This window comes from Paenibacillus sp. Soil787, assembly GCF_001429545.1.
Lineage (GTDB): Bacteria > Bacillota > Bacilli > Paenibacillales > NBRC-103111 > Paenibacillus_E.
Genome location: NZ_LMSP01000012.1, coordinates 74,172 through 87,767, shown reverse-complemented (window position 1 = coordinate 87,767; position 13,596 = coordinate 74,172). Strand labels below are relative to the sequence as shown.

14 protein-coding genes and 1 pseudogene are annotated in these 13,596 nt (G+C 41.6%); 11 read left to right on the top strand and 4 right to left on the bottom strand.

Translation table 11 applies throughout. The features are described 5' to 3' along the window. Positions 1-67: 67 nt before the first annotated feature. From ASG93_RS12915 to ASG93_RS36335, 6 genes are all read left to right on the top strand, one after another. On the top strand, positions 68-1,555 hold the full coding sequence (locus tag ASG93_RS12915; RefSeq protein WP_056832514.1) for a glycoside hydrolase family 32 protein: 1,488 nt from the start codon (positions 68-70) through the stop codon (positions 1,553-1,555). Then, positions 1,504-2,442 carry a hypothetical protein gene (locus tag ASG93_RS12910; protein WP_156410888.1) on the top strand — a complete coding sequence of 313 codons (939 nt, stop codon included), beginning with the start codon at positions 1,504-1,506 and terminating at the stop codon, positions 2,440-2,442. Before ASG93_RS12915 ends, ASG93_RS12910 begins: the two co-directional genes overlap by 52 nt. Further along, on the top strand, positions 2,439-3,212 hold the full coding sequence (locus tag ASG93_RS12905) for an SDR family NAD(P)-dependent oxidoreductase (protein WP_056832510.1): 774 nt from the start codon (positions 2,439-2,441) through the stop codon (positions 3,210-3,212). The genes ASG93_RS12910 and ASG93_RS12905 overlap by 4 nt, the downstream gene beginning before the upstream one ends. Positions 3,213-3,274: 62 nt before the next feature. Further along, positions 3,275-4,477: an enolase C-terminal domain-like protein gene (locus ASG93_RS12900; RefSeq protein WP_056832509.1), complete on the top strand. Its 1,203-nt coding sequence runs from the start codon at positions 3,275-3,277 to the stop codon at positions 4,475-4,477. A gap of 34 nt (positions 4,478-4,511) precedes the next feature. Beyond that, positions 4,512-4,865, top strand: a complete 354-nt coding sequence (locus ASG93_RS12895; RefSeq protein ID WP_056832507.1) for a hypothetical protein — start codon at positions 4,512-4,514, stop codon at positions 4,863-4,865. 83 nt (positions 4,866-4,948) lie between these two features. Then, on the top strand, positions 4,949-5,119 hold the full coding sequence (locus tag ASG93_RS36335) for a reverse transcriptase domain-containing protein (RefSeq protein WP_235550839.1): 171 nt from the start codon (positions 4,949-4,951) through the stop codon (positions 5,117-5,119). A gap of 444 nt (positions 5,120-5,563) precedes the next feature. Here the strand turns inward: ASG93_RS36335 and ASG93_RS12885 are convergent, their stop codons facing one another. Then, positions 5,564-5,902 (bottom strand): hypothetical protein, encoded by a 339-nt coding sequence (locus tag ASG93_RS12885; protein ID WP_056832503.1) that lies wholly within the window; start codon positions 5,900-5,902, stop codon positions 5,564-5,566. A gap of 265 nt (positions 5,903-6,167) precedes the next feature. Between ASG93_RS12885 and ASG93_RS12880 the strand changes: the two genes are divergently transcribed. From ASG93_RS12880 to ASG93_RS34145, 5 genes and pseudogenes are all read left to right on the top strand, one after another. Next, positions 6,168-6,593 (top strand): hypothetical protein, encoded by a 426-nt coding sequence (locus tag ASG93_RS12880; protein WP_156410887.1) that lies wholly within the window; start codon positions 6,168-6,170, stop codon positions 6,591-6,593. Between the two features lie 372 nt (positions 6,594-6,965). Next, complete coding sequence (locus ASG93_RS12875; protein WP_056832500.1) at positions 6,966-8,153, top strand: cation:proton antiporter; 1,188 nt, start codon at positions 6,966-6,968, stop codon at positions 8,151-8,153. 281 nt (positions 8,154-8,434) lie between these two features. Further along, positions 8,435-8,629: a DUF3973 domain-containing protein gene (locus ASG93_RS37170; protein WP_162262851.1), complete on the top strand. Its 195-nt coding sequence runs from the start codon at positions 8,435-8,437 to the stop codon at positions 8,627-8,629. A gap of 487 nt (positions 8,630-9,116) precedes the next feature. Beyond that, positions 9,117-9,287 carry a hypothetical protein gene (locus ASG93_RS35070; RefSeq protein ID WP_156410886.1) on the top strand — a complete coding sequence of 57 codons (171 nt, stop codon included), beginning with the start codon at positions 9,117-9,119 and terminating at the stop codon, positions 9,285-9,287. A gap of 499 nt (positions 9,288-9,786) precedes the next feature. Beyond that, positions 9,787-10,104, top strand: a pseudogene (locus ASG93_RS34145) (tyrosine-type recombinase/integrase); the annotation flags it as partial. Positions 10,105-10,523: 419 nt separating this feature from the next. On the opposite strand, the gene ASG93_RS12865 reads toward ASG93_RS34145, so the two are convergent. From ASG93_RS12865 to ASG93_RS12855, 3 genes are all read right to left on the bottom strand, one after another. Then, the gene (locus ASG93_RS12865) at positions 10,524-11,816 is read right to left on the bottom strand and encodes a hypothetical protein (protein ID WP_056832496.1); all 1,293 of its coding nucleotides are present in this window, start codon (positions 11,814-11,816) and stop codon (positions 10,524-10,526) included. A 317-nt stretch (positions 11,817-12,133) separates the two neighbouring features. Continuing rightward, complete coding sequence (locus ASG93_RS12860; protein WP_056832494.1) at positions 12,134-12,913, bottom strand: hypothetical protein; 780 nt, start codon at positions 12,911-12,913, stop codon at positions 12,134-12,136. Continuing rightward, the gene (locus tag ASG93_RS12855) at positions 12,906-13,577 is read right to left on the bottom strand and encodes a hypothetical protein (protein ID WP_056832492.1); all 672 of its coding nucleotides are present in this window, start codon (positions 13,575-13,577) and stop codon (positions 12,906-12,908) included. Before ASG93_RS12855 ends, ASG93_RS12860 begins: the two co-directional genes overlap by 8 nt. Positions 13,578-13,596 lie beyond the last annotated feature (19 nt).

Sequence of the window (13,596 nt, the reverse complement as noted above, 5' to 3'; positions counted from 1 at the left end):
ATGAAATAAACAACCAAGATCCTTCATAATCTTTCGAAAACCCTCTAAAAAAGGAAGGAGATTGATAATGCTTACATCCGAACACTTGGAAACCCGTCACTTGGAAGCGATCCGAAAAGCGCAGGAATCGATCGATTTGCTAGCAGTAGGGGTATCCCATGATCCTCACCGTCTGGCCTATCACTTTATTTCGCCATCCTGCTGGATAAACGACCCCAACGGAATGATTTATTTTCGTGAGGAATACCACTTGTTCTATCAAATTCATCCGTTTAGTGCTCAAAACGGGTTGAAGCATTGGGGGCACGCAAAAAGCCGAGATCTTGTTTATTGGGAGCATTTGCCTATAGCTCTTGCACCCACCGAAGAATTCGAACGAAACGGATGTTTCTCAGGCAGTGCGGTTGATAACAATGGAACGATGACGATTATTTATACCGGTAATGTGAATGGCCCGGATAAAGTACAAGTGCAATGCGTCGCCTCAAGTGAAGACGGTATTTATTTTCGGAAATATGTTGGCAATCCAGTCATTGATAAGTTTCCCGAGGAGGGTTCAAAGGATTTCAGAGATCCAAAGGTATGGATGCATGAGGGTGTCTGGTATATGGCTGTCGGTTCAGGAAAGGAAGGGCGTGCGAATGCACTCTTATACAAGTCAGCCGATCTGACGGCTTGGACTTATGTCGGCGTAATGGCTATTGGCCTTGATGGACAAGGGAGAATTTGGAACTGCCCAGATTTCTTCCAGTTGGACGGAGTGGATGTACTTCTTGCTTCCCCAGCAGTGTCGCCAACAGAGCGGGATATCCGCACCAATATTTACATGATTGGCCAAATGGATTATGAGACGGGAAGATTTAAACAAGTTTCAGATGGGGATATAGATCTCGGTCCTGACTTTTATGCACCTCAGACTTTGATCGATGGCCACGGTAGAGTTATCTTGTTCGGTTGGATGGATATGTGGTGGAATCCGATGCCGACACAAGCCTACGGATGGACGGGGGCTATGACCATTCCGCGTGTCGTTACACTTGACGGGAATGGAAAGCTTGCATTCACGCCAGCGCCAGAGCTTCAGCAGCTTCGATGCAACGAGCAACAATTTGGTGCCTTCCGCTTGTCGTCGGAGCAAACGGATCTTCTCGATGAGGTCAAGGGAGATTGTCTTGAAATAGAAGCCATCATACATATAAATGAAAGCGATGCCAATCGCTTCGGATTTCGGTTGCGTCGTTCTGCAGACAGCTCACAAGAAACAGTTGTTACCTGCTGTCTGACGAACGGCGAACTGATCGTGGATCGAACGAGATCGGGTATTGTAGACGGAGGCATAAGAGTTATTCAGTTGATGCCGGCGGCGAATGGAAAACTGAAGCTGCAAATATTCCTGGATCGTTCCTCTTTGGAGCTATTCGCGAATGACGGTCAAACGACGGCTTCCTTCCGTATTTACCCAGATCCGCAAAGCTTAGGAATCAGCATTTTTGCCGAGGAAGGATGCATCCAGTTCGAATCCTTGGCGATCTGGAAGTTAAACGCGATATGGTAGAAGTTGCACCGATCGTGCTGCGCTCCCATAGTCTGGAGGTCATAGTTCGAAAGCCAGGTACTAACTACAACGGTACGAGATTTGATTGGACCGGTTGGGTCTCTAGCATTACGTTGCACAACCGCCACACTTTTTGTACGGATGAATCGTTGACGCCAGGTGAGGGAACGGGGGGGTCTGGACTCTGCAATGAATTTGGCATTTTTCAGCCAATTGGTTACGAGGAAGCGCTTCCAGGAGGGCAGTTCCCGAAGCTGGGTGTAGGTCTCTTGACCCGTCCGGATGAAGCGAGCTACAAATTCTCCCGTCCGTACATGGTTGAACCTTTCTTCATAGAAACAAAGGCAGACGAATCGAAAGTGACGTTCACCGTTCACGCACACCCATGTAATGGATATGCGGCGAAACTCGTTAAAACCTTATCTGTGAAAGATAACTTGCTTTCCATTGCGTACGAGTTAATCAATTTGGGTGAAAAAACAATTGTGACGCATGAATACTGCCATAATTTCGTAGCAATAGACGGAAATCCTCTCGGACCAGACTATCGGCTGAAGTTGCCTATGACACCTACCAGCGAGCCTAGTTCTCCTTTAGATTTCAAAGATGGGGATATGACCTGGGCTTATACGCCGGAACAACCGTTTTACTCAGGCTTAAGTGGACCTTTTCCTCCAGGCTTGCAATGGGAATTGACGCATAAGTCCGGTGTGGGGATGCGTGAATCCGTTGATTTTTCCCCTGGATTCATCGCGCTTTGGGGGAACGCTCATGTGATCTCGCCGGAGGTATTTATGGAGATTGCCGCGCTCTCGGGTCAAACGATTCGTTGGATAAGGCAGTTTGATTTTTTCGAGCACCATATGGAAGGAAGGACGGGCAGATGAGCGGGAAAACAGCACTCGTTACAGGGGGAAGTCGTGGAATTGGTCGCGGCATTGCGCTGGCCATGGCAGCCAGGGGTTATGATCTCGCGATCAGTCATTGGAAGGATGCAGATAACGCTCATCTCACAGCAAGGGAGATTGAAAATCAACTAAACCGCCAATGCGTTGTATTTGAAGGGAACTTAGAGGAGGAGGAGGAGCCTCTTAAATTAGCTAAGGAAGCCATTCGAACGCTGGGTCATCTCGACGTTCTCGTTAATAATGCCGGTGTTACGATTTTTCAAAATGCGGCCAATATGGAGCTAGAAAAAATAAATCGATTACTCCACCTCGATTTACGTGCTCCATTACTTCTTATGCAGGCGGTGTCCAGTCACATGATCGAACAGGGAGTCCGTGGAAGCATACTCAATATCACCTCAACTCGGGGAGAGAGGGCTTATCCGGGAGATGCTGTATACGGCGGTGTCAAGGCGGCGCTGACTCGAGTAACAGCTTCGATTGCACTGGATTTGGCGCCATATGGGATACGCGTGAACTGCATTGCTCCAGGGGCGATTCAAACAAATGACAATCGAAGTGACTATTATCGCAAGTTCGGTCAGCGAATTCCTCTCGAACGTCCTGGTACACCAGAAGATATAGGAAAGGCCGCTGTATGGCTTACCTCAGAAGAGGCGTCCTATATAACGGGAACGACCATTCGCGTCGATGGCGGACTCATTCTGCCAGGGATGCCAGAAACAGAGGAAGGTCTCGGGTGGAGCTAAAGGTGATTTAAACCACAGCAATCAGCTCGTATAAATTTTCAGAAATGGGAGATGCGCCAAACATGTCACAATTACAAATCCGAGATGTACGGACGATTTTGACTGCTCCAGATGGTGTTAACCTTGTTGTCGTTAAAATAGAAACGAATGAGCCCGGCCTGTACGGTTTGGGCTGTGCAACCTTCACACAGCGTCATTTGGCCGTGGCAACCGCTGTAGATCAATACTTGAAACCATTCCTCATCGGAAAGGATCCTCTCCGAATCGAGGACATTTGGCAAACCTCAATGGTCAGTGCCTATTGGCGCAACGGACCGGTGTTGAATAATGCTGTTTCAGGTATGGACATGGCGCTGTGGGATATTAAGGGGAAGCTCGCGAACATGCCCGTGTATGACATGCTTGGCGGAAAGCTCCGGGAAGCGGCGGTCGTTTACCGGCATACTGACGGTCGGGATGAACAAGAAGTAGAAGAGAATGTACGCAAGTATATCGAGCAGGGCTACCGCATCCTACGCTGTCAAATGGGTGGGTACGGCGGGAAAGGCCATAAGTTTCATTCACCGGAGAACGCGCAGCTAGGGTCCTATTTCGATCCAGATGCATACACACGAAGTGTGCCGAGGTTGTTTGAGCATTTGCGCAGCAAGCTCGGTAATGAAATTGAGCTGCTGCACGACATTCATGAGCGTCTTGTACCTATCGAAGCGGTAAGGTTGGCCAAACAGCTTGAGCCATATCGATTATTTTTCTTAGAAGATGCTCTTCCGCCCGAGCAGCTGGATTGGTTCCGGCAAATCCGCAGTCAGTGCGGCACACCGCTCGCTATGGGCGAACTGTTCGTCCATTCAGCGGAATGGATGCCGCTTGTTACAGAAAGATTGATCGATTTCATTCGCTGCCACATCAGTGCCATCGGCGGGCTGACGCCCGCCAAGAAGCTGGCGACGCTATGTGAGGCGTTTGGTATACGAACAGCTTGGCATGGACCGACTGATATCTCTCCGGTGGGTCAGGCCGCTAATATTCATCTTGACTTGAGCAGCCCGAATTTTGGCGTTCAGGAGTGGAGTGAATTTTCCGACAAAATGCGTGAAGTATTTCCGGGCTGTCCAGTGGTCCGAAACGGCTATGTATATCTGAATGAGAAGCCTGGTTTGGGCGTTGATCTGGACGAGAGCAAAGCATCGCTTTATCCCTGCCATAATCGTCTGCCAGAGTGGACGCTTTCTCGCATTCCCGACGGTTCTCCAGTGCGACCATAACACTCAAGTCCTTCGAGTAGGAGTTTAAACCGACATGGGTATTCCCATTTTGTTCAATCGCATACCACCAGATAAACGTCTGGACAGAGAGGCATCGATCACCTTAGTTCTTCAATCGCTATTCACCTTCGGTTCATCACTGTCCAGCATTTTTCTGAACCTGTATCTGTGGCGGTTGACGGAAAGTTTATGGATTAACGGGATTTACAACATTGTTTCCAATGCTTTCATTGCCGTATGCTTCGTTATCGGGGGTAAATTGGCAAAGGTGTTAGACCGTATGATCGTGAACCGAATCGGAATCACACTCATTGCTTTGTTTTACCTTTGTATCCTGCTGGCGAAGGAGCATGTAGCCGAATATTGTATTCTTTTTGCCGTATTCTAGAAGAATGGCGGGGTAAGGATACTCGGGATTCCAACTGTCTCAGATCGTATCGCGCATGACAGTTAAGTTGTACTTTTGAGCCGATGGTGGAACCTATATTTCACTCCGACTCCTATGGGTACAGACCGGGAAAATCCGCGATAGATGCGGTTCGAGTAACAAGAACCAGATGTTGGCGACATGACTGGGTGTTGGAATTTGACATTAAGGGTCTATTCGACAACATCGATCATGGGTTGCTTATGAGGCAGTAAGGAAACACACGGACTGTCCTTGGGTCATTCTCTACATCGAAAGATGGTTAAAGGCTCCGTTTCAAATGAAGAACGGAGAGAAAGTAGAACGAACTTCCGGCACACCCCAAGGAGGGGTGATCAGTCACGATAAATGGATGGGAATCAAACATCCTCATAATCCGTGGGCAAGATACGCGGATGATGCAGTGATCCACTGTCGTACGAAAGAGGAAGCTGAACGCCTGCTTGAGCAACTCAGAAAGGGCCTGAGGGTGCGATTCCCTTGGGCTGCTTACCTCAAAATCATTTGTCGCGACTCCGCCCAGTGGTGGTACCACAGAAAAAAGCACAGTCCTCTCTTAAATTTTAGGGAGCTGTACCTTTTTAATTTCTAGAGGGACTTTTTCAGTTACCTCGAGTATTTATGAGCAGTTTTGTTTGATTCAGAAATTTACACTTTATTTATGATTTGTAAATGAATGCAAATGTTGTTGACAACGAAGTAGCTAATCCGTTATTGACTATAACTACCCAGTTATTTCCTTGGGGGAAACTCAACACTGTATACGGAATGGCCCTATCGTTGCTCCAGCCTGCACTTATGGTTTTAAAGCTCAGTGCATTAAAAGTAAACCTGAAAATTGTATTGGCTGGAACAATCCGAGTAAATTCATCACGGAAAAATCCATTGCCTAAAACTACTGTTGCCCGTGCTTTCCGTGTGACCGCAACACTCATAATCTTCTGTCCCTTTTTGACTACCATTTTTTTGCCAGAAATATTGATTGTTCTCTTTTCCATACTCATTCCTCCTATTTTTTCGATAGCGCGCTACCTAAGTAATATATTCATAGACTAGTCGAATAGATTGGACAAACGACGTGCGTAATGAGCATAAATTTAATAGGTGGTACCCGTGGCGAATGTGAACGTGAATGAACATGTAGTGGATACGTTCACGCCAAGAACGCTGAAATGCCTTATAGATAAAAAAGGTTCATTCATGATGAATGCGTGACGCATGTGTGCATGAATTCTATGGAACGAACGTGAATTTGATGAATGAATGGCTGACTGTAGCGGAAATGTCCAAGGAACGGGCATCCCTGAAGAAACTATTAGGCGATACATAAACCGGCATGCCCTTCATCTTCAAGAGAAACGGCAGCACAAAAGGTATTCAATTGACAAGGAATCCAAGGCTATGTTTGTTCAGATCCGCGAATGCTATTCGGACGGCATGAACGCTGATCAGGTGGAAGACTTATTGGCAGGCAATACCCCCACGATTATAACCGTGAATGACGATGGTGACCGCGTGACCGTGAACATGGTTGAAGCCTTGTCAGGACTGAATGAACGCATGGACGGTCAGGAAATCATGCTTAAAGCATGTGCTCAGCTAATCCCAGCAGCCGTAACGCTACCTGATCCACGCCAGCAACAGCGTGAACGTGTGACTGAAAGGCTGACTGAATGTCGATACGGATAAACGGTACCTCTATACAAAGAAGCCACTCCCTTGTTAGGAGTGGCTTTGTCTTTATATACTGATGTAAATCTTATGGTCAAATTGTACTTTGTGTTTAGATACAGTATGGTGAACCGTTGCATATAAAAAGTCAAGTCGATGAGCTAAGGGAAACGTTAGTTGAATAATTAACTATATACAAACTATGAAGGAGCTGCTGCAGCTCCTTTTAACATGTTCACAAAATAATTATTTTTGTATAGATGTATATCTGGGCGTTAAGCCAACGGTCTGAACAATGAGTCCAAATATCCTAGACCAAAAGTGGATGCAGATAGTTATAATTACGAATCGGACTAGCATACCCTAATAAGGGATGGGGGACTGATTATTATGGGACATGGTGCTTTAATACCTCTTTTTTGGTTGTATCTAAGTATATTTGTCGTGCAAATGCTGCTTAGCAGAATGAAAGTTATCCGGATTCCTTCCGTCTTGGCCTATTTGATTTTAGGAATACTACTTTCCTACTACGGTAGAGGGGTGTTTCATCAGGAGCAAATGAAATGGCTGGACGGTCTTAGTGAGTTTGGACTTTATTATTTAATGTTTTTGTCAGGAATGGAGATAGATTTTAAAATCCTTCGTTATCAAAAAGGAGCGAAGATCCGGCAAAACCCTCTTATTATCGGATTGTTAGTCTTTGTGGGGAGCGCTTTGTTGGCTTTTCTGTTAGGTACAAGAATTCACCAAATAGACCCCTCAATAAAGTCCTGGATGATTATGCTTATTCTTTTGACAACCTCACTCGGGATTGTGATGCCGGTCCTCAAGGAAACGGGAGTCATCAAAAGCCAGTATGGCCAACTGCTTCTAACGTCCGCAATTCTCGCCGATCTCATCACAATGATCATCCTCTCCATCATTGGAGGATCCTACCATATTGGATTTACGTGGCGTCAGGCTTCCGTAGGTTTGCTTCTGCCTTTATCCGTAATTATCTATCAAGCCATATTCAGACTGAGGAAAACCTCATTTTGGCATAAGGAATTCCACAAGAATTCCGTGGTCCGATTGCAGGGGTTACTGGCTGTTCTCGGCCTATATGGAATCATTACTGATATGACAGGGTCAGAGGCTATTCTAGGTAGTTTTTTGGCGGGGTTTCTTTTAGCGAGTTTTCATCTTCATGATCATCATCCGTTTAAGGAGCAGTTAGAAGGAATAGGCTACGGCTTGATTATTCCTATTTTCTTCGTCATGGTTGGATTCCGTTTTAATATATCGGAGTTTGTGAGATCCCCCGAGGCGTTAGGTTGGGTTCCCCTTCTTCTATCTACAGCCTATATCGTTAAAGTTCTCCCGATGATGTGTCTCGGACCGATTCTAGGCATGAGGAGAGCTCTGGCTGGCGGATTTTTGCTCTCGTCACGTATGACATTAATCGTTGTTGCGGCATCGATCGGCATGAGATTGGGAGTCATTAACAAGGAAATTCAAGATGCTGTCATTGTGGTCGCGATCATTACTTCTTTGTTATCTCCAATGATCTTCTCCATGAGTATTACGGAGCCGTCATAAGTTGTCGGGTGACAAGAACTTATCTCATTCCCGAAGGAGCTATTTTTTAAGTAAAATGATGGAGATCGCTCAGTCCGTCATTGAACGGGTAGAAGAGATTAAAATAGTGCAACTCTTTTAGTGTTTAGTCAAAAACTAGATGATTATTCAATAAATATAATAGTATGATTAATAATTAAACAATGGCTAAATCAAATTTTGATTAAGAATTGATTAAATATTCTTAATATTTATAACGATCCTATATACTTGTCTATAATTAGAAAAAGGGGGGCGCGATTATGAATAGTTATTTTTGTGTTCAGTGTAATTTGGTACATTCTAGATCTAATTCAACAAAGGAAACAATTTTCAAATCTGGCTTTCATTATCTAAATTCAACTTTGTACAGTGTTGGTGTATGTAATAAGCACATAAACTTGTCAATACAAATAGAAGATCAAACGATAATTAACTCATTCGTATTATGCGAGTGAGTTTTTATTTTTGCTCGTCGTATGATGAACCTAGTAGTTACCCTTCACAGTAGTTATTGAACGTGTGTATGTGAGGGAGTTTGGAATAAAATTGAATGATGAAGGGATGGAGAACGATAGTTCAATTCCGAAAGGGCCGCCGCATGGCAGCCCTTCACTTTGCTACGTACATTGCAATTAGTTCATATACATATTCGTCAAAGGAGAGACAACCAGTAACAACTGAGGAGGGTTATAACATGAAGGTTATTATATTCGCAGTCATGTATTTTTGCTTTTCTCATTGTGCTATCAGCGTGTTCGGGCGGAGGTATCGTAGAAAAAGAGCTGACGCTAGAGATTGTGACGCATGAAATGGAAAACGAAGGTCTTAAATTATTGGGTATAGATCCAAAGGGTAAAAGCGGTGATTCTAAACAAGGGATAGGGCCTCTTTGACGAGTTAAACAATGTTGGAGCTAATTCATACGCCATCGATAGGTACACGATGGATAAAACCGCTACAGCTAATGGTCCATTCGAAGCAAACGTGTATATTTATTTATTTGATTCTGAACAAGCGCGTATCGACGGAAGTAAAGATTTGAACAACAAACTGGAGTTCGCCAAGCTTATCAGTAATCCCAGCGTTTACAAGAAAAAGAATGTGATGATATGACAATGTAAGAGGACAAGAACATATATCGATTAGAATCCGCGATTAGAGCGGATTTTTTAATTTATGGATATAACTTCTTGTCCTTTGCAAAAGACAAGAAGTTGTATTGTTCGCCGAAAATGGACGAAAAGATGATACCTTTCCCGTTGTTGCTAAAGGATACAAGTTGACTGTCACTTTTTCATTATACAATACGACTTAATGTCCTAGTATTTGGTTTTCTCTACATGTTCAAACGCTTCGATTTTCGTTGAGATAAGGGCATGAGAGTTCAATAAACACACTAAGGCAGTCGGAAGGAAACGATCAGCTGTCTTTGGTGCGCTTGGCAGCGGAATCTACTAAGGCAATCACTGTGTACTCGATTTTGAGCATTTGGCGATCTTAAGATACAAAACGAAAATGATACGGAATACTGTTTTGGACTCGAATTCATTTTACAGATGTAATGAAGGCGGCATAGCGGATTCGATGTTATAAGCAACAATCGTTTCCATATCTTGAAAAAGAAAATGTCATTAAAATAACTGTATGCAGCAGCTCCGGTCTTTTCTACAATGTAGGAACAACCAGGAGATTGACCCCGCGTTCAGTTGAAAAAATGGTCGAGAAATATGCTGTTGCACACGGTAGACCAGCACTAACAGTTCACACACTTCGGCATTCATTTGCAACTAGATATCATCAAGAGAACAACGATGTGCCCAAACTTAGAAATCAACTCGGGCATTCTGCAATACAAACAACAATGATATATACACATTTAACAAACGATGAATTAAAAAAAGCAGTCGATAACATGGACGTTAACTATTGAAGGAAGCAACGCTGTATGTTTTGCAACCAGTTTCAGTTCATTTTATTAGGAGTAACTGTTAATTTCAATGGCAATATTGAAGCAAAAGTGGTTGCATACTGTTAATATTAACAATTGATTGCAACCACTTTTGCTTCACAAATTCTTCGCGGATGGGGAATGCAACTGGTTTTGCTTCCTCAATGCAACCACATTTGCTTCAACGGACAGATGAGGAGTGAAGCGTTGGCTTAGGGAAGTGGTCAGCGCTTTTGGGGATTAATACATATTCATAAAACCCGTATTTTATACATATGTATATGTTTGTCGTGCCATTTCTCAATCTTATTATTAATACGCAGCTGTCTAATGACACAAATGTGCCTCCATAAATGACACAAATGTGCCTCCATTTTATAGGGCGCAGCTGCTTTTCCCGCTTATTTCACAATTGAGAATACTTTTAAACCTGCCAAATATTTTTCTGCAGTTTTCTTTTTCTTTTCACTGTCTAATCCTAATTGTATCGCAAGTCTCATAGGTAAATGCGAAATTTCATCCTCATGAATGTATTTTAATTTACTTTCTTGATAAGGACAAAATATTTCTATATTTGATCTTTTAATCGTTTTTGGATCTTCCATAACATGATATTCCAATATAGAATCTTTTTCATTTTTTAAAAACGAAAATAATTTTATGTTTGCTGTAAAGTCATCATATTTGGTTACTGGACGGATACTTTGTGGTGCATACTTTTTTGCAATTCTTAACCATTCATAAAAATGGGAATCCGCTACATTCCAAACCATGTGGCTGATCATCCAATTCAGCACTCTATCACTAACTTCGTTCGAGGCTATAATATTTAATATTGTATCTTTAATTGATTCTTTATTTATGTAAAATGGGAGTTCTAGTGACTTCAAGTTCTTTTTCCGTAGTGGTGCAGTTTCATTATAGAAAGGATTAATATTATAGAGGGATTCTCTCCAAAATATATAAGCATAGGCTAATGGACATATATCAGGAAAATGTACCTCCCCCTTTCTTTTATATAGCCCTGCAAGTCGTTTAATACAATGACTATGTTCGGCAAGAAAAGTTTTTAATATATTTTTTTCATATGAGATCAGTATGTTTCGACATGTATTATAAACCTCGTCATAAAGATTGATGTCAGCCTTTTGTAGAATTTTCTTTTGATTAATATATGATTTTCTATTTGATTCTACAGTTGTCGAAAGCAAGTGATCAATTACCTTTGTGTTATTTTTTAATAACTGTTTAAGGACTATAGATTTGTCAATACGTATCCTTTTTGGCATACTGAGGTTTAGCCAATTAGAGATTCTTATATCTGTAATGCATAGTTCAATTGTCCAAGAGTCTATGAATAAAGAAGCACCCTTTTGTTCACTTAATAAGCTCTCACCACAACTACATAAGAAACCTTGTTCAAATTCATGTGGAGCAAGGCGATAGGGCAATTCTAGTTTACACTTTAAACAAATTCGTTCTAATTTGATTTGATGAAATGGGCAAAGATCAATGATGTTTAATTGATGGAGAAAACTATGATAGCCCACATCAATGCACTGAGCACAGTAAACAAGACAATCATCAAATATTAGCTGCTTGGTACTTACTTGATTAATGTATTTTATTTTTTCGAGAATCGACCATGTCGATTCGAAAGGTTTGATCCATTTTTCGTTCCAGGTTATTGACACTCCTCCATACGGCCCCCTACTTTAATTGAGTCTATTACGATAATTTATCAAGTTACTGGTTTGCTTGGGGCTTCAATTCTCTATATTAGCCACCATACTCCAAATGTAATAATCTGATGGTTCCTGATTTCTATATTTGGATGGACTATCTCCACCCATTGGAGTGTCATTAATGTACTTAAAATAGCCTTCCATATCTATTCTTGACAAATTAATAAGGTCATCCCAGTCTGGATCTTTCACATTCAGATATGCAAAAAAACGTTAATCGACACACGTCTTGAATTGCAGTCTCCAGCGAATACTATCCGTATCAATCAAACGCTGCGCTTAACGTATTTTTTGACTAAATGCCTAAAATTTTCGCTTATTTTTGTAAAAGAAATATTGTAATCTACACGTGTTATGTAATATGGGATTCCCAGATTTCTAACGTCCCATTTAGGTGACGTCTCGCCATCCAAATCCTGTAGTCTTCTTTGTACTTCATCTCCGAAGCGACTACTTGCTTCAGTTATGTTTTCATTAATAAGTTGTTCCACATACCGATATAACGAACGGAGGCCTTTATCCTTAGTGTTAAAGGGGTATTCATTAAGTTGAATGCCTTCTGCTCGGCAGAGTTTTAGAAACTTATCATCGCGTAAATCCTTGACTCTAATGAATTTATCAACTGCAGCACGTTTACGACGATTTAGAATGTAATTTTTAATCATAACTTCAATGTTTGGATATTGTTCCAATAACTTTTTAAAAGCACCTGTAAGCTTGCTTTTCCCAAATCCATCCGTTTCACTAATTCTGAGGTATGTTTCCCCTGTTCTTTTGTAACCTAACAGTGCTCGAAATCCCCATAATGAACCTTCATTATCACGTTCTAGACACTTTTTAACGAATTTTCGTAGTTCTTTTCTAGAGACTCCAGTTAAGTTTTTTATTTCTTCGAGAGTGACTTCGTTATCTAAATATAGTTCAACTGCTTTTTTTCTATTTTCAAAAGTCTTATTATGTTTTTCTAAGTAAACGGTTGGCCATTTTGAATAGTCTAACTCTTGAATTGAATATTCCACATTTTCTACAAATCGACTTCTACTCAAAGATCCATACCTCCGTTTTAGCTCCGACCTCAATAGTATTTAAATTCGCATTCAGTAGTCCTTCATAAATTAAATTGAAAATTGCATCTCGTACCCTATGTTTAGACAAAGTAGTAAAGTGTGATTCAATTTGAGCAATTGTAACTTTGGAATTTGATTGTAAAAAATTTAATATTGATTTACGATCGATTAAATTTTTTTCAATTCTATTGTCAATATACGGAAGAATTCTTTTGTAATTATTAAGCAAAAGTTTATTTTGATAAATGTAAGTGTCTGTATGGATTTCATATAGAAAATTGTTAAATTCGCACCATTTAGTTTGCTTTTGCACTTGTAAGGATGACCGTAAGGAGAAATCATTATGATCTTTATCAAGTTCCTTAGCATACTTAACCTCAATAAAAATTTCATTGTTATCCTTATTTAGGATCCACATATCGAATATTGTATCAATCCATTCTTCATCAACGAACTCTTTGACATGTTTCGGTTGTTCGCAGAATAATTTAACATTCGAATCAAATTCAACAAGAATCCAATGATCATATTCAAGATCACTATTTAAATACACATTTCGTCTAAGTTTGGGGCTATAGCTATACCATAAATTGTTACCATAACGGCCATTTCGTCGTTTAACTATAACCGGATGTGTAAACATATTTGGTCCTCTTTTCATT